The following is a 23,898-nucleotide window of genomic DNA, read 5'->3' as shown; positions in this document are numbered from 1 at the left end:
GTCGTTGCGCATGCGTCGTCACCGCGGACGGAAGAAGCCTTGGAAGCCCTGACCGGCGTTGGTGGTGCGCAACGGCGACACCTGAACCGGATCCCCGGCCTCCACGAGTTGATCGTTGCCCACATACATCGCGACGTGCCCATCCCAGACTGCGAGATCGCCGGGTCGCAGCTGCGACTGGCTGACAGGTATACCGGCGGTGTCCTGATCCTGCGCGAGTCGCGGCAGCTCGACGCCCGCCTGGCGGTACGACCACTGGGTCAACCCGCTGCAGTCGAAACCGTCGGGCGTGGTGCCGCCCCAGACATACGGGACGCCCCGCTGGCTCAGAGCCGCCCGGACGGCGGCCGCGGCGCGCTCATCGGGTGCGTAGGCGGTGGAACCGTCAGGCAGCGTGATCGGGATGCCGTCCGCGGTGGACGCGGACGCCGGGCCTGCGGCCTCCGCCGGTGCGGTGTGGCGTCCGATCGAGGTCATCCGGTGGGTGTCCGATGCCAGTTCGGCTTGCGTGCGTGACACGATCTGCAGCCCGCGGCCCACGTGATCGAGCGCGACCGGAAGAATCGCCGCCACCCCCTGCGGGGTGAACAGAGTGGGCCCGAGGGCCTGCGCCGCACGCTGGAAGGATTCGACGAGCGCGTTGAGATGATCGGCGGCGGTCTTGACCTTCATGCCCGCACTTTCGATCAGCGCCGCGATCTCGACGCTGTCGCCGGCGACGTTCGCCATCACGCGAGCGGTTCGGCCTGCCGCGGCCACGGCGCTGGTGGCGCCCGGGCCCTGCCACGACTGCGAGACCTGCTCCGTCGAAGCCGTCGACGTCTGGCGGATCTGTTCGAGTTGCGCGGTGGTGGTCCGGAGCCTCTCGGCCGGGTTGCCGGGCGGCAGCACCCCCGTGCCGAGTGCGGTGATCATGATCCGTAGCGGCGCGATGAGTATGTCGACGGTCAGCATCAGAGTCGCAGCTCCCTGTCGGTGGCGGTCGACGGCGCCGCCGTCGACGTCACGGCCGCGGCATTGCGGTGGTCGGCGTCGGTGTAGCGGGAGCATGCGTCGCGGGTGTGTTCACCCTGCATCTGGTGCCTCCTCGCGGCCCCGTCGAGGCTGCGCGCCCGGGAGTCCAGGACGTAGGCGGTCGCGGCGAGGAACTCTGCGCCGATGACGCCGAAGGTCATGGTGAGCTCGCCGACCTCACCGCGTTGGCGCGCCGTGTGCGATCGGATCTCGGCTGCGGCGGAACGTTGCCCGCGCGCGTACTCGGTCAGTGAGTCGGGCTGGACGGTTACCTCTGTCATGTGTGATCTGACGTCCCGCCGGTGGGTCCGGTTCCACTTAAGGTGTGAGTCATGCAGGTACAGATCGTCGATCACCCCCTCGCGGCCGCACGGTTGACGACCATGCGCGACAAGACCACCGACAACGCCCGTTTCCGGGCCGCACTGTCGGATCTGACGCAGATGCTGGTCTACGAGGCGCTGGCGGGGGCCCCGACCGAAGATGTGCCCATCGAGACGCCACTGACCGCGTTCGCCGGTTCGCGGCTGGCCACCCCGCCCCTTCTCGTTCCGGTGCTGCGGGCGGGGCTCGGGATGGTGGAACAGGCCCACGCGATGGTGCCGGAATCCCATGTCGGGTTCGTCGGGGTCGCGCGCGACGAGACCACCGCACAACCCATCCCGTACCTCGAGTCGCTGCCCGACGATCTCTCCGGGCTTCCCGTGTTCGTCCTGGATCCCATGCTCGCCACGGGAGGTTCGATGTTGCACACCATCGATCTCCTGGTGGCTCGGCAGGCCGCCGACATCACCGCGGTCTGCGTCGTCGCGGCGCCGGAAGGAGTGGCGGCGCTGGAGACCTCCGGGCATCCGGTGCGCCTGGTGGTGGCAGCCGTCGACGAAGGACTCGACGAGGTGTCCTACATCGTGCCGGGTCTCGGCGACGCGGGCGACCGTCAGTTCGGTCCGCGCTGACCCGGGACCTGCCCGCCTCAGGCGGCGACGGCCGCCCACCGGCCGCCGTCGCGCCGGACCACCACATCGTGGTCGAAGCAGATGCTGATCGTCGTCGACGTGAGCGCGTCGTCCACCGCACCGGACGCGACCACCTCGCCGTCGCGCAACAGCATCGCGTGGCTCGTGCTGGTGGGCAGATCCTCGAGGTGGTGGGTCACCAGCACACTGGCCAGTTCGGGCACCTCCGAACGCAATTGGTCGATGCCGGTGAGCAGCTTTTCTCGCGCGGCGAGATCGAGGCCGGTTGCCGGCTCGTCGAGTAGGAGCAAGGCCGGGCGGGGCATGAGGGCGCGCGCGATCAGCGTGCGCCCGCGCTCGCCCTGACTCATCACCGGCCACTGCGAGTCGCGGCGCCGGGTCATCCCGAGGAGTTCGAGCAGTTCGTCGGCGTGGCGGTGTTCGTCGTCGGTGTACCGGTGTCGCCGGTCGAGTTCTGGCGTGTTCGTCAGTCCGGTGAGCACCACCTCGTGGGCGGTGAGGGGGATGTCGATCCGCCAGCGCGGATCGACATGACCGATATGCGTGCGTAGTTCGCGCATGTCCACGCGCCCGAGTCGTTTGCCCAGCACGTCCACCGTGCCATCGGTCGGGTGGCCGCGAGCGCCGAGAAGCGCCATCAACGTGGACTTGCCGGCACCGTTGGGGCCGAGAAGGGCCCAGTGCTCGCCTGGCTCGACCCGCAGGTTCACATCTCGGAGCAGTGGACGGCCGCCGCGGATCACGTCGAGGTTCGAGGCGTCGAGGACTGGACGGGTTGCCGTGTGCACGACCATCACCGTAGCCAGTGGGCGAGCATCGGTTCGTCGGCGACCGTCTCATGCCCGTGGCTGATGACCAGGGCATCGGGTGAGATGACATATGTCACACCGTCGTTGGTGACCCGGAAGGTGTCTCCGGTCCGTCGTGGGTGATCGATCTCGACACTTCGGCTGTCGGCAGAACCCTTGTAGTACAGCCGCCCGGTCTGAGCGCCGACCTGGCAGATCACGATGCGGGAGCGGGCCGTCTCGCCGATCATCACGGCTGGGTCATCGGATCCGTTGCAGCGCGGGCCGTCCGGGAATCCCTGCCAGTCGGTGCCCGGCACGGTGGGCACCGTTCGCCCGGTGGTGACGGTTGCCGTCGAGGTGGCGATGTCGGTGACGGTGCTGGTCACGATCGTCCGGCTGGTGGACGCGGTCGATGACGCCGAGGACGGGGGCGGTGCGGTGTCGTCGTCGAACAGCAGCAATGCGGCAAGCGCGGCCGCGACGACGATCAGCACCCCGGCCCCGATGATCACGATCGGCGCCGCCCACGGGGAGCGATCCTTCGGCGGTGTCGTCGGTCGGCTCATGGTTCCCCTCCGGGGAGTTCCGCCGCCACCCGCCCGACGAGCTCGTACAGCTGTTCAGATGTCCGCGTGACATCGGCGCGTCCGGGGGGAGCGATGACCTCGAGGTAGTACTTGAGCTTCGGTTCGGTCCCCGAGGGGCGAGCGATCACCCGGAGGGACACTCCGTCGGCGGTGCGCCCGGTCAGCTGCACCGCGTCGGTGCGAAGTCCGTCGTCGCGGGTGGCGAAGTCGTCGAGGTCGACCGGAATCCCGGCAGGTGCGCGGGGCGGCGAGGTTCGCAGTGCCGACATGAGATCGGTGATCTGATCGACGTCGGTGACGCGGATCGACCGTTGAGCGGTGACGTGGACGCCGTGGGCGAGCGAGAGTTCGTCGAGGGCGGCAGACAGGTCCGAACCCATCGTGAGTCGTCGGTCGGTGAGCATGGCGGCCACCACGGCCGCGGCGATGCCGTCCTTGTCGCGGACCGCGTCCGGGTCCACGCAGTGCCCGATGGCTTCCTCATAGGCGTAGAGGAGTGGTTCTCCTGCGCGCACAAGCCATTTGAACCCGGTGAGGGTCCGCACGTGGTGGGCGCCGGCGGCGGCGGCCACGGATTGCAGCATGGAGCCGGAGACGATGGTGCTGGCCACGACGGGCTCGGTGAGTTCCGTGCCGGCCAGCAGGTACCCGCCGAGCAGCGCCCCCGTCTCGTCGCCGGTCAGCATGCGCCACGTGCCGTGTACCCGGGTGCCGATCGCACATCGGTCGGCATCCGGGTCGAGTGCGATCACGAGGTCCGCGTCGACGCGTTCGGCCAACGCCAGGACCCGGTCGGAGGCGCCGGGCTCTTCGGGGTTCGGGAACCGGACGGTCGGGAAGTCGGGGTCGGGGGCGAACTGCTCGGGCACGACGTGTAGGTCGGCAAACCCGGCGCGTCGCAGTGCCGCCAGTGCGAGGGAGCCGCCCACCCCGTGCATGGCGGTGAGCGCGATCCGCACCGGCGATCTGTGCACCCGACCGAATCGCGTCACGAGCCGGTCGAGGTACCTCTCGGCGTTGGCGTCGGCGCGGTGATCGCGCGAGACCCGTCGCCTGGCTATCGCGTCGGCCGCAGGTGCCGTCTCGATCAGTTGCTCGATCCGGCGGTCCGCCGGCGGCACCAGCTGGGCTCCGCCGGTCAGATAGACCTTGTAGCCGTTGTCGGTCGGTGGGTTGTGGGATGCCGTGATGGCCACGGCGGCGGCGGCGTCGAGGTCGCGGCAGCCGAACGCGACCAGGGGCGTGGGAGTCGGGCCGGGCAGCGCAATCACATCGAATCCCTGTGCGGCGAGGACTTCGGCTGTCGCGGAGGCGAACTCGGGAGAGCCGTGACGGGCATCCCGGCCCACCACCACCGTCGCCCCGTCGAGTCCCTCAGCGCTCAATGCACGTCCGAGGGCATGGGTGGCGCGGGTGACCACCGCGACGTTCATGCCGGCCGGACCGGCACGTACCGGTCCACGCAGGCCTGCGGTGCCGAAATGGAGTGTGCCGGCGAAACGTTCGCGGAGCTGGTCGGCGTTCAGTTTGGACAGCTCGGCCCTGGTCAGGGGATCGGGGTCGGCGGCGACCCAGTCGCGAGGATCGAGGTTCGACATCGCGGACTCACAACTCGGCGATGATCGACGCGAGGAGTTCGCCCATCCGGGTGGCCGATGCGCGGCCGACCTCGAGGACCTCGGCGTGACTGAGCGGTTCGCCGGTCATGCCGGCCGCCAGGTTGGTGACCAACGACATCGCCAGGACGTGCAGGCCGGCGGCGCGGGCCGCGATGGTCTCGTGGACCGTCGACATGCCGACCAGATCGGCGCCGACGGTGCGCAGCATGCGGATCTCCGCCGGTGTCTCGTAGTGGGGGCCCGGCAGGCCGGCGTACACGCCTTCGGCGAGTGACGGGTCGGTGCGCCGGGCGACCTCGCGTAGATCCGGTGCGTACGCGTCGACGAGGTCGACGAACTGAGCGCCGACCAGCGGTGATCGGCCGGTGAGGTTGAGGTGGTCGTTGATGAGGACCGGCTGTCCGACTCTCATGTCGTCGCGGAGGCCGCCGGCGGCATTGGTCAGCACGATGGTGTGTACCCCGGTCGCTGCCGCGGTGCGGACCGGATGAACCACGCGGGCGAGATGATGTCCTTCGTAGGCATGGATGCGGCCCAGCAGGATCAGCACCCGGCGGTCGCCGACCTGTACCGAGTGGATGATTCCGCTGTGGCCTGCGGCTTTCGGCAGGGTGAAGCCGGGCAGTGAGGCCATCGGGAGGCTCGCCACGGGGGTGCCGAAGGCGTCCGCCGCGGGGGCCCAGCCCGAGCCGAGTACGACGGCGACGTCGTGGGCGGCGCAGTCGGTCTCGGCGGCGATCGTCGCGGCTGCGGCGACGGCTGCGGCGTCGGCATCGGCGGTGGGGTCCATGGCCCTTACCCTAATGCGCGGCGATAAGGTCGCTACATGCCGTTTCTCAGTTCTGCAGGCGATGTCACCGAGCTCTATCTCGGCTCCGAGGGCGTCGAACTCGACGAGTCGAATCCGGACAACAGGTTCCGGCTCGAGTGGCTCGCCTCGGTCGGTGACCTCCTCGACCAGATTGCCGCGGAGCCGACGAAACCGCTTGTCATCACCGCCACCGGCAAGTTCTTCAGCAACGGTCTCGACACCGACTACATCGCGGCCAACGCAAGCGGATTGCCACGCTATCTCGATCGTGTCCAGGAGCTGTACGTCAAGCTCCTCACCCTGCCCGTGCCGACCGCCGCCGCGGTCAACGGGCATGCCTTCGGCGCCGGGGCGATGCTGGCCTTGTGTGCCGACATCCGCGTGATGAGGACCGAGCGGGGATTCTGGTCACTGCCCGAGGCTGCGCTCGGGATGCCGTTCACGCGCGGCATGAGCACGCTCATCCGCACCCGCCTCACCGATGCCACGGCCACCGAGGCAATGCTGACATCCAATCGATACGGCGGCGACGACGCCGTGCGTGCCGGGATCGTCGATGAGGCGGTCGACGTCGACCGCCTGGTCGGCAGGGCACGGGAGCTCGTCGCCGAACGGGCGCCGCTGGCAGGTCCCAATCTCGGCGCGATCAAGCGTGGTCTGCGATTGCCGCTGATCTCCGACCTCGAGATCCCGACGCCGGCGTCCCTGCTGTGAGGGGTGGGCATGGGCGTGAGTGAGACCGAAACCCAATCGGTGGCGCCGCGTGACCTGATCGGTGCGTGGTGGACGGCGCACGGTCAGGATGTGGTGGCGTGGCGTCGCCACATCCATGCGCAGCCCGAACTCTCGCGGCAGGAGATCAACACCACCGAACTCGTGATGGCCGAGCTGACCGCGGCCGGTCTGCAGCCGCGTCGGTTACCGCTGGGCACCGGGGTGGTGTGCGATCTCGGACGTACCGACCAGCCGCGGCTCGCCTTGCGCGCAGACCTGGATGCCCTGCCGATCACCGAACACACCGGGCTCCCGTTCAGCTCCACCGTCGAAGGGGTCTCGCACGCGTGCGGGCACGACGCCCACACCGCCATCCTCATCGGCGTCGCCAAGTTGCTGGCTTCCGTGGACGCGCTGCCGGTGGGCGTACGGCTGATCTTCCAGCCGGCCGAGGAGGTCATGCCCGGCGGCGCTCTCGATGCCGTCGCCGCAGGCGTGATGAACGGGGTCAGCCGGATCTTCGCGCTGCACTGCGACCCGAAACTCCCGGTCGGAGCGGTGGGGTTGCGGTCGGGTGCGCTCACCTCGGCGGCCGATCACATCGACCTGCAGCTGCATTCGGCCGGCGGGCACACATCGCGCCCGCACCTCACCGGCGACCTGGTGTACGCGATGGGCACGGTGATCACCGGTCTGCCGGGGATCCTCTCCCGCCGCATCGACCCGAGATCGGGAACCGTGATGGTCTGGGGCGCCGCGCATGCCGGGAACGCGCCGAATGCGATCCCGCAGGAAGGGCGGCTGCGTGGCACCGTGCGCACCGGCGACCACTCGACCTGGGCCGAACTCGAACCCCTGGTCCGCAGCGTGATCGGTGAACTGCTCGCGCCGCTCGGGGTGCGATATGACCTGTCGTACTTCCGCGGGGTCCCGCCGGTGGTGAACGACGAGGTCGCCGTCGAGATGATGCGGACGGCCGTCGCCGCGATCGGACCCAACGCGGTCGCGGAGACCCCGCAATCGCCCGGCGGTGAAGACTTCTCGTGGTATCTCGAACACGTGCCGGGCGCGATGGGCCGCCTCGGTGTGTGGGATGGGATCGGCCCGCACGGTGACCTTCATCAGCCCAACTTCGTCCTCGACGAGCGTGCGCTGGAAATCGGTGTGCGGACCCTTGCCGGCATCGCGCTCGGCGCCTGACCGACCAGGTGGCCGGGCTCGACAGGCTCTACGGTTCGACCGGTCCCGGCCCGGGCCCGACGTTGCGCGATTCGCGCAGACGGAGATCTTGCACATACTCGGCGGGCGCCCCGGCGATCTCCGCCGCCTCGGCCATCACTCCGAGATAGCGTGCCGACGGGAGACCGCCCTCGTAGGCGTCGAGTACATAGAGCCAGGCGAGCACCGGCCCGTCGGCGGTGTCGACGCGCGCCCGGATCTTGACGTGGATACCGAGTTCGGATCCCTCCCAGCGATCGAGGTTGTCCTCGTCCTCGGAGGTCACGTCGTAGAGGACGACGAAGACCTTGGCGTCGGAATCGTCGCGGTCCTCGGTGACGGTCGCAAGCGAACCCTCCCAGCCGATGTCCTCGCCGCCGAAGGTCAATCGCCAGCCGTGCAGCCACCCGGTTCCCGACATCGGCGAGTGCGGTGCACGCTCGGCCATCTGCTCGGGATGCATGTTCGACCCGTAGGCGGCGTAAATCGGCACGGGCGAAAGCCTAGATGGTCGGCGCGCCCCGCGAAAGCCGAGGCTCCCCGACCGCGCGCCGTGAAACGGGCCGGGGACTAGGTTGGAACACGACAGATCGGGTGCAGGGCGCGTGACGGCGGCCCGGATCAGCTCGGTCGGCCCAGGAAGAGGAGAGGATTCACAGTGACCAAGATCGTGATCATCGGCGGTGGACCCGCGGGTTACGAGGCAGCGCTGGCCGCAGCCGCCTACGGCGCCGACATCACCGTGATCGACTCCGACGGCATCGGCGGAGCATGCGTTCTCTGGGACTGTGTGCCGTCGAAGACCTTCATCGCGTCCACCGGCATCCGCACCGAGGTGCGCCGCGCCGTCGACCTGGGTATCAACATCCGCACCGACGACGCGTTGGTGACCGTGCCGCAGATCCATCAGCGTGTACGGGATCTGGCGTTCGCCCAGTCCGCCGACATCAGGTCCCGGCTCATCAGCGAGGGTGTCACGCTGGTCTCCGGTAGGGCGCAGCTCGACGAACGGCAGATGGGCGTGTCCACCCATGGTGTGATCGCCACTCTCGCCGACGGATCGACCCAGCGCTACGAAGGTGACGTTGTCCTGGTGGCGACCGGCGCCTCGCCGCGCGTGCTGCCCGACGCCCGTCCCGACGGCGAACGCATTCTCAACTGGCGTCAGCTCTACGATCTGGAGGAACTACCCGAGCACCTCGTCGTGATCGGTTCGGGTGTGACCGGCGCCGAGTTCGTGCACGCCTACACCGAATTGGGTGTCAAGGTGACCCTGGTGTCCAGTCGCGACCGGGTGTTGCCGGGCGAGGACGAGGACGCTGCCCTGGTGCTCGAGGACGCCCTCGCCGAGCGTGGCGTCGAGCTGATCAAGCACGCTCGTGCGGACAGGGTTGAGCGGCATGGGGATTCGGTCACCGCGCATCTGGCCGATGGACGTACGGTCACGGGCTCACATGTGCTGATGACGGTGGGTTCGGTCCCCAACACGAACGATCTCGGCCTCGACAGGGCAGGGGTGGAGATCGATCGGAACGGCTACATCACCGTCGATCGGGTCTCGCGCACGTCGGTTCCCGGCGTGTACGCCGCGGGCGACTGCACAGGTCTGCTCCCGCTGGCGTCCGTGGCAGCCATGCAGGGACGGATCGCCATGTACCACTCGCTCGGCGAAGGGGTCAGCCCCATCAAGCTCAAAACCGTTGCGTCCGCGATCTTCACGCGTCCGGAGATCGCCACAGTCGGAGTCTCGCAGACGGCCATCGACGCCGGTGAGTATCCGGCCCGGACGGTGATGCTCCCACTGGCGACCAATCCGCGCGCCAAGATGAGCGGTCTGCGCCGTGGTTTCGTGAAGATCTTCTGCCGTCCGGCCACCGGCGTGGTGATCGGCGGCGTGGTGGTGGCGCCGAACGCATCGGAACTGATCCTCCCGATCGCGTTGGCGGTACAGAACAAACTGATGGTCTCCGATCTCGCGCAGACGTTCTCGGTGTACCCGTCGCTGACGGGTTCGGTGACCGAGGCCGCACGCCAGCTCGTTCGGCACGACGACCTCGACTAGGTCTCGGCCAGGTTCAGCGGGCGGTGTGAAGCCCCGCGACGAGCAATGCGACGAGTCGGCGGGCATCGTAGTTCTCGTCGCCGCCGATGCACAGGTTGCCGATGCCGCGAAGGAATTCGAGCGCGGTGATGTCGGTGCGGATCTCGCCCGCGGCCGCGGCGGAATCGAGCAGCTCGCCACAGACGGGGAGTAGCCGGTCCAAGAAGTACGTGTGCAGGGTCTGGAAACGTGCGATGTCGGAGCGCAGGGCGGCGGCGAGGCCGTGCTTGGTGGTCAGGAAGTCGACGAAGAGTTCGACCCATTCCGTGAGTGCGCGATACGGACTGGTCGCGGTCGCCATGAGGGTGGGTCCGGCGTGCGCGCAGGCTTCGACCTGGTGCTGATAGACCGCGATCACAAGATCCGCCCGGGTGGGGAAATGCCGATAGATCGTGCCCATCCCGACTCCGGCGCGATCGGCGATCTCGCGTACCGGCGCCTCCACACCGGACTCGACGAAGGCTGCGGCGGCCGCCTCGAGCAATGCCTGCTCGTTGCGCCGGGCATCCGCACGCTTCCGTGAGGGCGCCCGCCGCCCTTGCTCGGACCCCCCGGATCTCGGCGTCGATCCCATGTCGGCTCCCATCGACCGTTGATAAACGGAGCAGTGTTCCGTATCGTAACCGGAGCACGGCTCCGATTGACTGTCATCATGCCAGAGGTTGCCGCGGGCATCGAGATCCCCCGATGTCCGGCGGCGACACCGACAACGGAGGAGGCGCCACGATGGCTCCCACCACCACATCCCCGAGTTTCGGGATCATGACCGCGCCGATGCAGGTCGGCTACGACGACATCCAGCGTGTGTGGCGCGAGGCCGATCAGGTCTCCGCGATCGACCACGCATGGCTCTTCGATCACCTGATGCCGATCGGCGGCGACCCGGACGGCCCGATTTTCGAGGGGTGGACACTTCTCTCGGCGCTGGCCGCGCAGACCGAACGGCTTCGTCTGGGAATCTTGGTGAGCAGCAACAGATTCCGCCCTCCTGCGATGCTCGCCAAGATCGCGACCACGGTCGACGTGGTGTCGGGCGGCCGCCTCGATTTCGGGATCGGTGCCGGATCACGGCCGAGTGTTCCGCAGGCCCGGCGGGAGTACGACGCCCACGGACTGCCGTATCACGATGCGGCACATGCCGTGGCGAATCTGTCCGAGGCGTGCACCGTCATCCGGCGCCTGTGGAGCGAGGACGAACCGTTCGAGGTCGATGGTGAGCACATGCATCTGACGGGAGCGTTCGGCAATCCGAAGCCGGTCCAGACCCCGTACCCGCCCATCGTCATCGGGGGACGGTCGGCGCAGACGCTGCGGGTGGTCGCCGAACACGCCGACATCTGGAACATCCCCGGCGGTGACATCGAGGACGCCGTCGAGCGCAGCGCGCTGGTCGACCGATTCTGTGTCGAGATCGGGCGCGATCCGGCGACCGTCACCCGGTCGATCGCCCTGTCGGTCTCCTACGACCGCCCCGACGCGACCCGCGTCGAGATCATCGAGGCGCTCGAAGCAGGGTTCTCACATGTCGTCCTCATGTTGCCGTCCCCGTACCCGGACCGCGTGGCGCACTGGGTCGCCGACGAACTGATCAGCGCCGTGGCGTGACCGATGTCCTCGGTCAGGCGAGGTCGAAACTGTGGCCCACCGCGCGATTCCACCCGTCGTACAGGCGGGCGCGGTCGTCGGCCGCCATCCGGGGCTCCCAGCGCTTGTCCTGCGCCCAGTTCGCGCGGATCTCGTCCTCGGATTCCCAATAACCGACCGCCAGTCCGGCGGCGTACGCGGCGCCGAGAGCGGTGGTCTCGTTGACCACGGGCCGCACCACCGGGACATCGAGGATGTCGGCCTGGAACTGCATCAGCAGGTCGTTGACCACCATCCCGCCGTCGACCTTGAGGGTGGAGAGCTCGACGCCGGAGTCGGCCTGCATCGCTTCGATGACCTCGCGGGTCTGAAAGGCGCTGGCCTCCAAGGCGGCTCGCGCGAGATGTCCTTTGTTGACGAAGCGCGTCAGGCCGACGATCACCCCGCGGGCATCGGGGCGCCAGCGCGGCGCGAACAGCCCGGAGAACGCCGGCACGAAGTAGGCGCCACCGTTGTCCTCCACCGACGCGGCGAGCGATTCGATCTCGTGGGCGTGGCCGATGAGACCGAGATTGTCGCGCAGCCACTGCACCAGCGATCCCGTCACGGCGATCGAGCCCTCGAGCGCATAACGTGCGTCCTGGTCGCCGATCCGATAGCAGACCGTGGTGAGCAACCCGTGGTTGCTGAACACCGGTTCGGTGCCGGTGTTGAGCAGGAGGAAATTGCCGGTGCCGTAGGTGTTCTTGGCCTCGCCGGGATTCAGGCAGGCCTGTCCGAACGTGGCGGCCTGCTGATCGCCCAGGATGCCGGCCAACGGTACGCCGGGCAGGGAACCGTGTTCGCGCAGCGGGCCGTAGACCTCCGATGAACTACGGATCTCGGGCAACAGGGACATCGGGATGCCCATCTCGGCGCAGATCTCCTCGTCCCAGGCCAGGGTGCGCAGATCCATCAACATCGTCCGCGACGCGTTGGTGACGTCGGTGATGTGCAGCCCGCCGTCACGCCCGCCGGTCATGTTCCACGTGATCCACGAATCCATTGTGCCGAAGCACAGTTCACCTGCTTCTGCGCGCCGACGGGCGCCGTCGACATGATCGAGCAGCCACCGCACCTTCGGTCCGGCGAAGTATGTCGACAGCGGCAGTCCGGTGCGGTCGCGGTAACGATCCATGCCGGCGTCGCCTGCCAGCGTTCCGCAGAGATCATTGGTACGGGTGTCCTGCCAGACGATGGCGTGGTGAATCGGCTCGCCGGTCTCCCGGTCCCAGATGAGAGTTGTCTCACGTTGGTTGGTCAGTCCGCAGGCCGCGATGTCGCCATGTTTCAGATCCGCCGACGCCAGTGCGGCGGCGGCCACGCGACGGGTGTTGCGCCAGATCTCGGCGGCGTCGTGTTCGACCCAACCTGCCTGCGGGAACACCTGCTCGTGTTCGATCTGCTCGGAACTGATCACGCGGCCCTGCCGGTCGAAGATCATCGCCCGGGTGGACGTGGTGCCCTGGTCGATGGCGGCGACGTATGTGCTTGCACTACCCACGACGGACAGTGTCGCACGCGGTGGCATCGCACGAGATGAATTAGGCTGGGCAAGCATGAACACCGAGTTCAACCCAGATCGACCTGCGGATATGGGTCCGCTCTACCGGGTCGAGGCATGGCGCCGACTGACCAGTGAACAGTTCGATCTCGTCGTCATCGGGGGCGGGGTGGTCGGGGTGGGGGCGGCACTCGACGCTGCGACCCGGGGCCTTCGCGTCGCCCTGGTCGAAGCCCGTGACATCGCTTCGGGCACGTCGAGTCGGTCGTCGAAGATGTTCCACGGCGGCCTCCGGTACCTCGAACAACTCGAGTTCGGCCTTGTGCGTGAAGCGCTTCGGGAACGAGAGCTGTCGCTGCGGCTCCTCGCGCCGCATCTGGTGAAGCCATTGCCGTTCCTCTACCCGCTGACCCGCCGGGTGTGGGAACGGCCGTATGTGGGCGCGGGAATCTTCCTGTACGACCAGATGGGCGGTTCGAAATCTGTTCCCGGACAAAGTCATGTGACGCGATCCGGGGCTCTGCGGGTGGCGCCGGCCCTGAAGCGGAACTCGTTGATCGGCGGCATCCGGTACTACGACACCGTGGTCGACGATGCCCGCCACAGTCTCACTGTCGCACGAACCGCGGCCAACTACGGCGCGGTGATACGGACCTCCACCCAGGTCGTCGGATTCCTGCGGGAGGCAGATCGTGTCCTCGGAGTGCGAATCCGCGATTCGGAGACCGGAGAGATCGGTGAAGTGCGCGGGCACTGCGTGATCAATGCCGCGGGGGTCTGGACCGACGAGGTCCAGGCGCTCTCGAAACAGCGGGGCCACTTCAAGGTTCGCGCCTCCAAGGGGGTGCACATCGTGGTGCCCCGGGATCGCATCGTGAGCGAGACCGCGATCATTCTCCGTACCACCAATTCGGTGCTCTTCGTCATCCCGTGGGAGACACACTGGATCATCGGGACCACCGACACCGACTGGAATCTCGATCTCGCCCATCCGGCCGCCACCCGAGCCGACATCGACTACATCCTCGAACGGGTCAACGAGGTGCTGGTCACCAAGCTCACCCACGGCGACATCGAGGGCGTGTATGCCGGCCTGCGCCCGTTGCTCGCCGGCGAGGACGACGAGACATCGAAACTCTCCCGCGAACATGCGGTGGCGATCGTCGCGCCCGGGCTGGTGTCCATCGCCGGCGGCAAGTACACGACCTATCGGGTGATGGCCGCCGATGCCGTCGACGCCTGCACCGACTTCATCCCCACTCGGGTCGCGCCGTCGATCACCGAACGGGTTCCGTTGCTCGGCGCCGACGGATATTTCGCGCTGATCAATCAGTGCGAGCACCTCGGTCGTCGATTCGGGTTGCATCCTTATCGGATCCGGCGCCTCCTGAACCGCTACGGGTCGCTCATCGACGATGTGCTGTTCTACGCCGACGCAGAGCCCTCACTGTTGCGGCCGATCGCCGCGGCGCCGCAGTACCTGCGCGTGGAGGTCGTCTATGCGGCAGTCGACGAGGCAGCTCTGCACCTCGAGGACGTGCTGGCGCGTCGGACGCGGATCGCCATCGAGTATCCGCACCGCGGAGTTGATTGCGCGCAGGAGGTGGCCGATCTGCTCGCACCGATCCTGGGTTGGTCGGATGAGGATACGGCTTTCGAGGTCGCCACCTACATCGCCCGCGTCGAGGCCGAGATCGCTTCACAGCAACAGCCCGACGACGATTCCGCTGACGCCTTGCGCGCCGCTGCACCGGAAGCGCGACCCGAGATCCTCGAGCCGGTACCGGTGCCGGACTGAAGCCGAGGTGTCGCAGGGAGGAGAAAGTCGGGACCTTTGGCACTGTCGGCCGGCGTACGTCTGCGGCATGATCGTCTGTGACAGAAGGACGGATCATGGTCGAGAATGTCGTGCAGGTGCTCACCGACGACGAGGCCTGGGAACTTCTCGCGACCGTCGAACTCGGTCGGATCGCGGTGAGCGTCAACGGTCAACCCGACATCTTCCCGGTCAACTTCCACGCCGGTGAGGGGCGGATCGTCTTCCGCACAGGGGAGGGCACCAAGCTCTCCGAGATCGCGGTCAACGAGAACGTCGCCTTCGAAGCCGACGACCACACCGCACTGAGGGGTTGGAGCATCGTCGCAAAAGGTGCTGCACGCGTGTTGGTTTCGACACATGACATCGCCGCCGCAGATGAGTTGCCCTTACGTCCGTGGACTCCCACGGTGAAGTACAACTACGTCGTGATCTCGGTAGACGAGATCAGCGGAAGGCGCTTTCTGTTCGGTCCTGAGCCGGAACGGTATCCGGTCTGAATCGGGGGCGGGTACCGCACGTCCCGGGGCCGCCGTCGCGATCGTCTCAGGTCTGACAACCTGGGCAGTAGTAGATCACGCGATCATCGCCGATCGAGCCGAGATGACCTCGCTCGATCGGCGTTCGGCATCGACGGCACAATTGGCCGCGCCGGCCGTATACCCACAGTCGGGCGTTGGGCGCTGTCTTTCCGGTGGTCGTGCGGTCGGTGCGTGATCGGTTGGCCCAGAGCAGTCGTCTGCTCAGATCGACGGTCGCGGGCACATCGGCATCGCGCACCGCCCGTGTCGGCAGCATGCCGCGCAGGAAGCAGATCTCACTGCGATAGACGTTGCCGATGCCCGCCAGGAGACGCTGGTCGAGTAAGACGGCGCCGATCGGATCGTCGGGACACTCGCGGATACGACGGATGGCTTCGTCCGGATCCCAGTCGTCGGCGAGCAGGTCGGGACCGAGGTGATCGAGCGCCGCGTCCGGGTCGGCCGACAACTCGAGGATGCCCAGCTCGAAGCCCACCGCCTCGGCCACGTCGGTCCGGAGCACGACGCGCGCCTGGAAACCTGGTCGCCGCCACCGGCGGCCGAGCGGGTGTACGTGCCAGGCACCTTCCATCTTGAGGTGCGAATGGATGCTCACCGCACCCACATCCGGTCGAGTCTCGTCGGGACCCTCGACATCGATGAGGAGGTGCTTACCTCTCGATCGCACCGACACGACGCGGCGGCCGGACAGATCTGTGGTGGCCAACCGGGGGACGCGGAACTGTGTATACGACAATTGCCTGCCCGCCAGTGCTTTTCGAAGTCGTTCGGCCGTTGCGAAAACGGTGTCACCCTCAGGCATGCTGGCCGTAGCGCATCCGGAGCCCGCGCGGGGTGGTCGCGAAACCGGCGGTCACCAGGGTACTTGCGAAGTCGGACCGCAACGCCGGCCGGGAATCGATCTGATCGATCATCAACCGCGACATGCGACCTGAGCGCACGAGTGTCGCGAGGGCGCCTGCGGCGGCCTCGAGCGCCGGCGCCGATTCGGTGAACGTCAACAGGGTCTTGCCGCCCCGCTCGACGAATACGGCCAGAGAGCCGTCGACGAGGACGACGAGAGAGCCGGGCTTGCGTCCGGGCCGGTGTCCGACCTCCTCGGAGATGGACGAGGGCCATTCCAGAGCGGCGCCGAAAGGGTTGGCGGGGTCGTTCGACGCCAGGACGAGAGCGGGACTCGCACTGCGGCGGTCGACGAGGGCGTGCCGCCGTAGATCGTCGACGGTGGCCGGCGACGCGAACTGGGCACCGCCGAGGCCGTCCACGTAGTAACCGCGCCGGACCTGGCCGTTGTCTTCGAACACGGTGAGGGCCTTGTAGATCCGGGCAAATCCTCCCTCGATGTCCTCACCGGCGACGCTGCCGCGGGTGATGACGCCGTAACGCGCCAGGAGTTGCTCACAGGTCGCCTGGGTCGCGACCGTCGGATCGGGATCGAGCCGGGCGAGGGTGAACCACCGGCCACCCGCGGTCGGGGCGACCGTGCGTCCGGTGGTGTGTTCTGCGAGATAGCGCGACGACCGACGCTGGGCTCGCAGACGCGGCGCACGACCGCGTGACCGGTGTGCGGGTGTCGATCTCGACGCGGACGCGCTGCGTCTCGGCTGGATCATCGCGCGTACCGGCGCGAACGAGTCGTTGCTGATCCGCCCTGCCCAGACGAGATCCCACAGTGCGGCCTCCACGTCGGAAACCGGGACCGGGGTCGAGTTCTCGGCGTCGACGGCGTCGGCGACCTGGGCGAACCGGAGGGCGCCGCCGGGACCGAGGACCCGAGCGACCTCGGCGAGGAGTGCAGTGGTGTCGATCTCGTCCGGCGGGGGCAATGTCAGGGGCGCCACGTCTGCCGGGTGCAGAGCGATCCATCCGTCGGAATTGCCGATGCGGCCATGCCCGGACCAGATCACCTCGCCGGAGCTGAGAAGTTCGTCGAGCATGGCGGGCAGGTAATCCCGGATCCGGGCAGGCAGGATCAGCGACTCCCACGCGGACGCCGGGAGCGGGTATCCGGCGAGCTGATCGACGACCGTCGCCACACCGTCGACGCCGCTGAGCTGGTCATCGGCCGTCGCGTGCTGCCATGACGCCAGGAATCGTGCCAGGACGTCGGTTCCCACCGGAGCCACCTCGGCCCGGCTGGCCGCCAGGGAACCACGCCGGATCTGACCGAGGACGTCGGCGTGGCACCACTGCGTGGCGCGGTGGCCTCCGGCCGGCTCGACGTCCGGGAGGAAGTCGCCTTCCACCACCCGCCGGTCGGCGGCCAGCCGGATCAGCGTGTCACGGACCACCGCCACGGCCATCCCCAACGCCTGTGCGGCCTCGGTGACCGTGAACGGCCCGTGGGTGCGTGCGTAACGACCGACCAGGTCGCCGACCGGGTCGGGTACGGGTTCGAGATAGGCGGCCGGGATCCCCATCGGCGCGGGCACGCCCAGGGCGTCACGCAGTCGTGCGGTGTCGTCGATCGCCGCCCACAATGGCCGCCCACCATGATTGACGGAGATGATCTGGCCGGTCCGGTGAAGGTCGGTCAGATGATCGAGCGCCGAGGCGTCGCCGCGGTAGCGTTCGGCGACCTCCGCGGTGCTCAGCGGGCCCAGCCACCGCAGCAGATCGACGAGATCCTCGGCGTCGCGGGCCTGACGGTCGGGGGACAGACGCTGCAGCCGCGTGGTGACCTCGGCGATCACCGCCGGGTCGAGAAGTTCCCGGAGATCGACGCGCCCCAGCAGTTGCGCCAGCAGGCTGGTGTCCAAGGAGAGGGCCGCGGCGCGCCGCTCGGCCAGCGGCGCGTCGTCGGCGTACATGAAGGCGCCGACGTAACCGAACAGCATCGACGCGGCGAACGGCGACGGACTGGCCGTCTCGGTTTCGACGACCCGGATGCGACGCTGCCGGATTCGGGTGAGCAGATCGACGAGGGCAGGCAGGTCATAGACGTCCTGCAAGCACTCGCGCACCGCCTCCAACACGATCGGGAAGTCGGGGAACTTCGATGCGACGGAGAGCAACTGGGCACTCCGCTGACGTTGTTGCCACAACGGGGCGCGACGGCCGGGGTCGCGTCTGGGGAGCAGGAGGGCGCGCGCGGCGCATTCGCGGAAGCGCGAGGCGAACATCGACGAATCGGCGAGGGCGTCGGTGACGAGCTGTTCGATGTCGTCCGGTTCGATGACGAACACCCCCGTCCCCGGCGGATCGTCGTCGGTGTCGGGCAGTCGCACGATGATGCCGTCGTCGGATGCGGTGGTCGCCCCCTCGATACCCAGTGTTTCCTGCAGGCGCGCCGAGATCGCGCTGGCCCACGGAGCGTGCACGCGTAAGCCGTACGGGGAGTGCAGGATCAGTCGCCAGTCGCCCAACTCGTCGCGGAAGCGTTCGACGACGAGAGTGCGGTCGGTGGGCAGGTGCCCGGTTGCCTCACGCTGCTCCGCGATCAGGGCGGCCAGGTTGTCCCGGGCGAATTCGGTGAGTCCCAGACGCTCGGCGTGCTCGACCAGGGTGTCGGGATCGGCGACGGCGCCGGTGAACTTGCCGATGGCGGCGCCGAGTTCGGCAGGGCGACCGATGCTGTCCCCGATCCAGAACGGGAGACGGCCGGGCTGACCGTAGGCGGGAGACACGAGCACGCGGTCGTGGGTGATGTCCTCGATCCGCCAACTGGTGGCTCCCAGTGCGAAGACGTCGCCCACGCGCGACTCGTAGACCATCTCCTCGTCCAGTTCGCCGACACGCGTGGATTTCTCACCCACCATGAACACGCCGAACATGCCGCGGTCGGGGATCGAACCACCCGACGTCACAGCGAGTCGCTGTGCGCCCCGCCGTCCGGCGAGGGTGCCCGCCTCCCGGTCCCAGGTGACCCGGGGACGCAACTCGGCGAACTCGTCCGACGGGAATCTCCCAGCGATCAGGTCGAGGGTGGCGTCGAAGACCTGGCGCCCGAGTTCACGGTACGGCGCGGCGCGGCGGACCACGTCGAACCAGTGATCGACGTCGAGATCGTCGATGGCCGCGGCTGCGATCGTCTGCTGCGCGAGGATGTCGAGGGGATTCTGTGGGACCCGGAGTTCCTCGATCGCACCGTCGAGCATCCGCTCCACGGTGACCGTGCAGTGGATGAGATCGGTGCGGTGCTTCGGATACAGCACCCCCTGCGAGATCTCGCCGACCTGATGTCCGGCGCGACCGATGCGCTGCAACCCGTTCGCCACCGAAGGGGGAGCCTCGACCTGGATGACGAGGTCGACGGCGCCCATGTCGATGCCGAGTTCGAGTGAACTGGTGGCCACCACACACGCGAGCCGCCCCGCCTTGAGGTCGTCCTCGATCTGCGCGCGTTGCTCCTTGCTGACCGAGCCGTGGTGGGCGCGCGCCAGTGTCGGCTCGGACCCGGCACTCGACCCGCTGGCCATGATGAACGCCGGGGCACCCCCCGCGACGCCCGGATTCGGCGGTGGTGGCCCGCCGGCGGTGCCGGTGCGCTCGGCGCGGATCTCGTTGAGGCGGGCGGTCAGGCGCTCGGCCAGCCGTCGCGAGTTGGCGAAGACGATCGTGGCCCGATTCTTCTCGATCAGGTCGACGATCGATGTCTCCACATATGGCCACAGCGAACCGGCGGTCGGCGAGAACGCATCGTCGAGTTCGTCGGAGGTCTCGGGAGCGGGGATGTTCGCCATGTCCTCGACGGGGACGTCGACACGCAGATCGAAGGTCTTGGTGGCGGCGGGTTTCACCACCCGGCACGGGGCCGCACCGCTGAGAAAACCGGCGACCACGTCGGGGGGCCGGACCGTCGCCGACAGCCCGATCCGCTGAGCAGGCGTGTCGAGCAGTTCGTCGAGGCGTTCGAGGGTGAGCGCGAGATGCGTCCCGCGCTTGGTGGCCGCGACGGCATGGACCTCGTCGACGATCACCGCCTCGACGTCCCTCAACGTCTCGCGGGCCGCCGACGTGAGCATGAGGTAGAGCGATTCCGGTGTGGTGATGAGGATGTCCGGCGGCGTCTTGACCAGCGATCGGCGCTGAGCGGGGGGCGTGTCGCCCGATCGGACCCCTACGGTGATGGCGGGTTCGGGCAGATCGAGTTCCTGGGCTGCGCGGGTGATGCCGGTGAGCGGTGCTCGCAGATTGCGCTCGACGTCGACCGCGAGCGCCTTCAGTGGCGAGATGTACACGACGCGTGTGCCGTGCCTGCGATCGCGCTCCGCGGCCAGACGGTCCAGTGCCCACAGGAAGGCCGAGAGTGTCTTGCCCGACCCGGTCGGTGCGATGACCAGCGTGTTGTGACCGTCTGCGATGGATGACCAGGCACCCGACTGCGCCGCTGTCGGCTCCTCGAAGGCACCCGTGAACCACCGCCGGGTCGGGGCGGTGAAGCGGTCGAGTACGGAGGCCTTTCGGGGCACATTGCCATCATCCCTCACGTCACCGACAGGACCGGGTATACAGTCTCCTCACACCAGTGCGCGGGGAATCCGGTGAGAATCCGGAGCGGTCGCGCCGCTGTGATCCCGGCTCGCCAGCCGTGCGGGGAGAGCCAGAATGCCGGGCGCTGGTGGTTCGTTTCGACAACCCGATCGGGACAACCCGTTTGGGACAGGACCGATTGGGACAACGACGTGGGACGCGAAATCCCTGGGAAAGGACCACCCGTATGACTGCCTCGACGCAGACGACAACCAAGGCCCGATCGCTGGCCGTACCGGATCTCTCGGTGGCGAGCGCCGCGCTGTGGCTCAGCCTGACCGTGCTCCTCGCCGGTCTCGCCTACTACTTCCTCGGCTACGACCAGGGCGCCGTGTCGGTGTTCGGTTCCGACACCCACGTGCACGAGTTCGTGCACGACGCCCGGCACTTCCTCGGCTTCCCCTGCCACTGAGCACCAGAGCAGGGGAGACAACCACACATGGAGAAGAGATTCATCGGCGCAGGCCTGCTGTCGGGCCTGATCGCCGGCATTGTCGCGTTCGTGTTCGCCCGGCTGTTCATCGAGCCGCAGGTGGCCGAGGCGATCGATTACGAAGAGGGACGCTCGCACGCCGAAGAGATGGTCGCGGGGGAGCACGGTGCACATGAGCACGGAGAGGTCTTCGCCCGTTCGATCCAGGAGAACGTCGGTGCCGGTGTCGGCACCGTCGTGTTCGCGGTCTGCATGGGTGCGTTCTTCGCGGTCGCGTTCACCATCCTGTGGGCGTACCTCGGACGCCATCACCCGGGTACCGACCCACGTATGGTGGCCGCGGCGCTCGGGCTGATCGGGTTCGTCGCGGTGTTCGGTGTCCCGTTCTTCGCCTACCCCGCCAACCCACCCGCCGTCGGCGACGACGACACCATCGGTGCGCGCAGCGGTGCGTTCCTCACGATCACGTTGCTGTCGCTGGCGTTCGCGATCGCCGCGGTGGTGTTCGCACTGTGGCTGCGTCCACGGCTCGGCGGGCTGCGCTCGGCGGTCGCCGCCGCGGTGGGCTACCTCGTGGCCGTGGGGATCACGATCGCCCTGCTACCGGAATTCCACGAGGTTCCCGGCCCGGTCACCGACGACGCCGGACAGCTGACGTTCCCGGGCTTTCCGGGCGACGTGATCGCCGATTTCCGGATCTACACGATCGCCGATCAGGTCGTCCTGTGGTCGGTGCTGACCGTGGTGTTCGCGCTGATCCTCGGACGGCTCGCACGCCCGTCCCGGGCCGCCGGCGTCCGGGCCGGCGACGAGGTCGTCACCGAACAGCGCTGAGCCGCCGCGTTGTTCGTCATCACCGCCGGCCGCACCGGTCCCAACCGATCGTTGCGGTTCGGCGGTGACCTGTCCCTGGACGAGCGTGGTCACCGCGACATGAGCGCACTTGCCGCGGCGGCAGTCGACCCCGCCGGTGTTGTGGTGATCTGTGGGCCCGAGAGAGCGACACGTGAATCGTGTGCGCTGTTGGCCGCCGATCACGTCGTCGACGCCCGGCTCGCGTCGCCGGACTTCGGTGCGTGGTCTGGGCTGGCACCCGAGGAGATCGAACCGGAGCAGTTGCGGGCCTGGTTCACGGACCCGTCGGCATGCCCTCATGGTGGTGAGTCGATCGCGAGCTTCGTCGAACGCATACACCGCTGGCGTGCGGATGCCGAACCGGCTCCGGATGTGTGCGTGGTCTCGATGCCGGTGGCGCAGGCGCTGTTGGCCGACGACGCCGCCCGTTACTTCGCGGTCGAGGTCCGCCCGCGACCCTCTACGAACTCCCCGGCGGGCGATGACACAGGATCGCCAGAGTGTCCCTTTACTTCCGCTATGAGTCCTGACACAGTGTTCAGAAAGAAACTGAAACATGTTCTGATCGTGGGGAGAGTACGGCGATGTTCGAGTGGTCCGAAGAAGACGTGATGGTGCGAGAGGCGTTGCGCGCGTTCATCGACAAGGAGATCAAGCCGCACATCGACGAGCTCGAGACCGGTCAGCTGCCGCCGTATGACATCACCCGCAAGCTGTTGTCGACCTTCGGGGTCGACGCGATGGCGAAAGAGGCCCTGGAGAAGGAGCTCGAGGCCGAGGCGAACGGGGAGAAGAAGCCGTCCGGTGGCGGTGGCGGGAACATGTCGAGCTCGACGTTCATGATCCTCAACATCGAACTCGCCGGGGTCTGCCTGGGGCTCGTCGGGTCGATGGGTGTGAGCATGGGCCTGACCGCGTCGACCATCCGCAGCAAGGGCACGCTCGCGCAGAAGAAGCGGTGGCTGCCGGAGCTGGTGACGATGGAGAAGGTCGGCGCATGGGCGATCACCGAACCCGACTCGGGTTCCGATGCCCTCGGCGGCATGAAGACCACCGTCAAGCGCGACGGTGACGACTACATCCTCAAGGGGCAGAAGACCTTCATCACCAACGGTCCCCACGCCGACACCATCGTGGTGTTCGCCAAGCTCGACGACGGCAGCGACACCCCGATCCGTGATCGCAAGGTGCTGTCCTTCGTGCTGGACAAGGGGATGCCGGGCCTGACCCAGGGCAAGGCATTCAAGAAGATGGGCATGATGAGCTCGCCCACCGGTGAACTGTTCTTCGACAACGTGCGGCTCGGCAAGGACCGGCTGCTCGGCGAGACCGAGGACACCGGTTCGGACACGCGCGGCGGTGAAGGTGCGAAGGCCGGTTTCACCGCGGAACGCGTCGGGATCGCGGCACTGTCGCTGGGCATCATCAACGAATGCCAGCGTCTGTCTCTCGACTACGCCAAGAACCGCAAGCTGTGGGGCCAGGAGATCGGCGGATTCCAGCTCATCCAGCTCAAGCTCGCCGAGATGGAGGTCGCGCGGATCAATGTGCAGAACATGCTGTTCAACGCGATCGAGCGGACGCAGGCAGGCAAGCCGCCGACCCTCGCGGAGGCGTCGGCGATGAAGCTCTACTCGTCGCGGGCCGCGACCGAGGTCGCGATGGAGGCGGTCCAGCTGTTCGGCGGCAACGGTTACATGGCCGAATACCGGGTGGAACAGCTTGCGCGCGATGCGAAGTCGTTGATGATCTATGCCGGCAGCAACGAGATCCAGGTCACCCACGTGGCCAAGGGGTTGCTGCGCGCCTGATCGTGTCGGC

The 23,898-nt window shown here is 67.8% G+C and carries 22 protein-coding genes and 1 riboswitch; of the genes, 11 read left to right on the top strand and 11 right to left on the bottom strand.

Going from position 1 to position 23,898, the window contains the following annotated elements; genetic code table 11:
- Nucleotides 1-18: 18 nt before the first annotated feature.
- Both GTV32_RS07660 and GTV32_RS07655 read right to left on the bottom strand, forming a co-directional pair.
- The gene (locus GTV32_RS07660; RefSeq protein WP_161059630.1) at nucleotides 19-954 is read right to left on the bottom strand and encodes a C40 family peptidase; all 936 of its coding nucleotides are present in this window, start codon (nucleotides 952-954) and stop codon (nucleotides 19-21) included.
- Nucleotides 954-1,295, bottom strand: coding sequence for a type VII secretion target (locus GTV32_RS07655; protein ID WP_161059629.1), 342 nt, complete (start codon nucleotides 1,293-1,295; stop codon nucleotides 954-956). The genes GTV32_RS07660 and GTV32_RS07655 overlap by 1 nt, the downstream gene beginning before the upstream one ends.
- A gap of 51 nt (nucleotides 1,296-1,346) precedes the next feature.
- On the opposite strand from GTV32_RS07655, the gene upp reads away from it, so the two are divergent.
- Nucleotides 1,347-1,970, top strand: a complete 624-nt coding sequence (gene upp, locus GTV32_RS07650; protein ID WP_161059628.1) for a uracil phosphoribosyltransferase — start codon at nucleotides 1,347-1,349, stop codon at nucleotides 1,968-1,970.
- Between the two features lie 17 nt (nucleotides 1,971-1,987).
- On the opposite strand, the gene GTV32_RS07645 is transcribed toward upp, so the two are convergent.
- The 4 genes from GTV32_RS07645 to GTV32_RS07630 are packed head-to-tail and all read right to left on the bottom strand — an operon-like array spanning nucleotide 1,988 to nucleotide 5,778.
- Nucleotides 1,988-2,779, bottom strand: coding sequence for an ATP-binding cassette domain-containing protein (locus GTV32_RS07645; RefSeq protein ID WP_343287246.1), 792 nt, complete (start codon nucleotides 2,777-2,779; stop codon nucleotides 1,988-1,990).
- A gap of 5 nt (nucleotides 2,780-2,784) precedes the next feature.
- Complete coding sequence (locus GTV32_RS07640) at nucleotides 2,785-3,348, bottom strand: hypothetical protein (protein WP_161059626.1); 564 nt, start codon at nucleotides 3,346-3,348, stop codon at nucleotides 2,785-2,787.
- Complete coding sequence (locus GTV32_RS07635) at nucleotides 3,345-4,967, bottom strand: phospho-sugar mutase (protein ID WP_161059625.1); 1,623 nt, start codon at nucleotides 4,965-4,967, stop codon at nucleotides 3,345-3,347. The genes GTV32_RS07640 and GTV32_RS07635 overlap by 4 nt, the downstream gene beginning before the upstream one ends.
- Before the next feature lie 7 nt (nucleotides 4,968-4,974).
- On the bottom strand, nucleotides 4,975-5,778 hold the full coding sequence (locus GTV32_RS07630; RefSeq protein WP_161059624.1) for a purine-nucleoside phosphorylase: 804 nt from the start codon (nucleotides 5,776-5,778) through the stop codon (nucleotides 4,975-4,977).
- Nucleotides 5,779-5,814: 36 nt separating this feature from the next.
- On the opposite strand from GTV32_RS07630, the gene GTV32_RS07625 reads away from it, so the two are divergent.
- Complete coding sequence (locus tag GTV32_RS07625) at nucleotides 5,815-6,513, top strand: enoyl-CoA hydratase/isomerase family protein (RefSeq protein WP_161059623.1); 699 nt, start codon at nucleotides 5,815-5,817, stop codon at nucleotides 6,511-6,513.
- A 39-nt stretch (nucleotides 6,514-6,552) separates the two neighbouring features.
- A complete protein-coding gene (locus GTV32_RS07620; protein ID WP_343287437.1) occupies nucleotides 6,553-7,713 on the top strand; it encodes an amidohydrolase in 1,161 nt (386 codons plus the stop codon).
- 28 nt (nucleotides 7,714-7,741) lie between these two features.
- On the opposite strand, the gene GTV32_RS07615 is transcribed toward GTV32_RS07620, so the two are convergent.
- The gene (locus GTV32_RS07615) at nucleotides 7,742-8,224 is read right to left on the bottom strand and encodes a gamma-glutamylcyclotransferase (RefSeq protein ID WP_161059621.1); all 483 of its coding nucleotides are present in this window, start codon (nucleotides 8,222-8,224) and stop codon (nucleotides 7,742-7,744) included.
- Nucleotides 8,225-8,389: 165 nt separating this feature from the next.
- Here GTV32_RS07615 and GTV32_RS07610 point away from each other — a divergent pair, with 165 nt between their 5' ends.
- Entirely contained in the window at nucleotides 8,390-9,793 is a 1,404-nt protein-coding gene (locus GTV32_RS07610) for an NAD(P)H-quinone dehydrogenase (RefSeq protein ID WP_161059620.1), read from the top strand.
- Nucleotides 9,794-9,806: 13 nt separating this feature from the next.
- On the opposite strand, the gene GTV32_RS07605 is transcribed toward GTV32_RS07610, so the two are convergent.
- Complete coding sequence (locus GTV32_RS07605; RefSeq protein ID WP_161062398.1) at nucleotides 9,807-10,406, bottom strand: TetR/AcrR family transcriptional regulator; 600 nt, start codon at nucleotides 10,404-10,406, stop codon at nucleotides 9,807-9,809.
- Between the two features lie 152 nt (nucleotides 10,407-10,558).
- Here GTV32_RS07605 and GTV32_RS07600 point away from each other — a divergent pair, with 152 nt between their 5' ends.
- Nucleotides 10,559-11,437, top strand: coding sequence for an LLM class flavin-dependent oxidoreductase (locus GTV32_RS07600; protein WP_161059619.1), 879 nt, complete (start codon nucleotides 10,559-10,561; stop codon nucleotides 11,435-11,437).
- Nucleotides 11,438-11,450: 13 nt separating this feature from the next.
- Here the strand turns inward: GTV32_RS07600 and glpK are convergent, their stop codons facing one another.
- Nucleotides 11,451-12,986, bottom strand: coding sequence for a glycerol kinase GlpK (gene glpK, locus GTV32_RS07595; protein WP_161059618.1), 1,536 nt, complete (start codon nucleotides 12,984-12,986; stop codon nucleotides 11,451-11,453).
- Between the two features lie 28 nt (nucleotides 12,987-13,014).
- Here glpK and GTV32_RS07590 point away from each other — a divergent pair, with 28 nt between their 5' ends.
- Together GTV32_RS07590 and GTV32_RS07585 are read left to right on the top strand one after the other, a co-directional pair.
- On the top strand, nucleotides 13,015-14,757 hold the full coding sequence (locus tag GTV32_RS07590) for a glycerol-3-phosphate dehydrogenase/oxidase (protein WP_161059617.1): 1,743 nt from the start codon (nucleotides 13,015-13,017) through the stop codon (nucleotides 14,755-14,757).
- Between the two features lie 95 nt (nucleotides 14,758-14,852).
- Complete coding sequence (locus GTV32_RS07585) at nucleotides 14,853-15,275, top strand: pyridoxamine 5'-phosphate oxidase family protein (RefSeq protein WP_161059616.1); 423 nt, start codon at nucleotides 14,853-14,855, stop codon at nucleotides 15,273-15,275.
- 46 nt (nucleotides 15,276-15,321) lie between these two features.
- On the opposite strand, the gene GTV32_RS07580 is transcribed toward GTV32_RS07585, so the two are convergent.
- Together GTV32_RS07580 and GTV32_RS07575 are read right to left on the bottom strand one after the other, a co-directional pair.
- Nucleotides 15,322-16,119: an Fpg/Nei family DNA glycosylase gene (locus GTV32_RS07580; RefSeq protein ID WP_161059615.1), complete on the bottom strand. Its 798-nt coding sequence runs from the start codon at nucleotides 16,117-16,119 to the stop codon at nucleotides 15,322-15,324.
- Nucleotides 16,112-20,728 (bottom strand): ATP-dependent helicase, encoded by a 4,617-nt coding sequence (locus GTV32_RS07575; protein WP_161059614.1) that lies wholly within the window; start codon nucleotides 20,726-20,728, stop codon nucleotides 16,112-16,114. Before GTV32_RS07575 ends, GTV32_RS07580 begins: the two co-directional genes overlap by 8 nt.
- A gap of 63 nt (nucleotides 20,729-20,791) precedes the next feature.
- A riboswitch (cobalamin riboswitch) is annotated at nucleotides 20,792-20,869 on the top strand.
- A 107-nt stretch (nucleotides 20,870-20,976) separates the two neighbouring features.
- On the opposite strand from GTV32_RS07575, the gene GTV32_RS07570 reads away from it, so the two are divergent.
- From GTV32_RS07570 to GTV32_RS07555, 4 genes are read left to right on the top strand one after another with little or no spacing between them, the layout of a single operon-like run.
- Nucleotides 20,977-21,201, top strand: coding sequence for a CbtB-domain containing protein (locus GTV32_RS07570; protein ID WP_161059613.1), 225 nt, complete (start codon nucleotides 20,977-20,979; stop codon nucleotides 21,199-21,201).
- A 27-nt stretch (nucleotides 21,202-21,228) separates the two neighbouring features.
- Nucleotides 21,229-22,056 carry a CbtA family protein gene (locus GTV32_RS07565; protein WP_161059612.1) on the top strand — a complete coding sequence of 276 codons (828 nt, stop codon included), beginning with the start codon at nucleotides 21,229-21,231 and terminating at the stop codon, nucleotides 22,054-22,056.
- Nucleotides 22,057-22,065: 9 nt separating this feature from the next.
- The gene (locus tag GTV32_RS07560) at nucleotides 22,066-22,689 is read left to right on the top strand and encodes a histidine phosphatase family protein (RefSeq protein ID WP_161059611.1); all 624 of its coding nucleotides are present in this window, start codon (nucleotides 22,066-22,068) and stop codon (nucleotides 22,687-22,689) included.
- Nucleotides 22,662-23,888, top strand: a complete 1,227-nt coding sequence (locus GTV32_RS07555) for an acyl-CoA dehydrogenase family protein (RefSeq protein ID WP_161059610.1) — start codon at nucleotides 22,662-22,664, stop codon at nucleotides 23,886-23,888. The genes GTV32_RS07560 and GTV32_RS07555 overlap by 28 nt, the downstream gene beginning before the upstream one ends.
- The last annotated feature ends 10 nt before the right edge of the window (nucleotides 23,889-23,898 follow it).

Origin of the sequence: Gordonia sp. SID5947 (genome assembly GCF_009862785.1) — a bacterium.
Taxonomy (GTDB): domain Bacteria; phylum Actinomycetota; class Actinomycetes; order Mycobacteriales; family Mycobacteriaceae; genus Gordonia.
This window is presented reverse-complemented; position numbering and strand designations above follow the sequence as displayed.